1 protein-coding gene is annotated in these 501 nt (G+C 74.9%); it reads left to right on the forward strand.

The window, feature by feature from the left end; all coding sequences use genetic code 11:
- Window positions 1–501 (forward strand): L-threonylcarbamoyladenylate synthase (locus ACK41V_RS23930; RefSeq protein ID WP_409786228.1); only part of this gene is annotated, 501 nt, incomplete at both ends.

A 501-nucleotide genomic window follows, 5' to 3' on the forward strand; every position in this document is an offset into this window, starting at 1 on the left:
GCGAGGCGGCCGTGGAGGCAGCGACCCTGGCGATCCGCCGAGGGCAGCTGGTCGTGCTGCCGACCGACACCGTCTACGGCATCGGCGCCGACGCCTTCGACGCGGCGGCCGTCACGTCGCTGCTGGCCGCCAAGGGGCGGGGCCGTGACATGCCCCCGCCGGTCCTGATCAGCGCACCGACGACCATCGACGCCCTGGCGGTGGGCCTTCCGGTCTACGCCCGGGCGCTCATCGACGCCTTCTGGCCCGGCCCGCTCACCCTGGTCTGCACCCAGCAGTCGTCGCTGCGCTGGGACCTCGGGGACAATCGAGGCACGGTGGCGGTGCGGATGCCCGACCACCCGGTCGCCCTCGAGGTCCTCGAGCGCACCGGCCCGATGGCGGTCAGCTCGGCCAACCTCACCGGCCGGCCGGCTGCGACCGACGCCGACCAGGCCGAGGAGATGCTGGGCGAGCAGGTCGACGTCATCGTCGATGCCGGCTCGAGCCCCGGCGCCGCCG

Origin of the sequence: Acidovorax sp., assembly GCF_046291265.1 — a bacterium.
Lineage (GTDB): Bacteria > Pseudomonadota > Gammaproteobacteria > Burkholderiales > Burkholderiaceae_C > Acidovorax.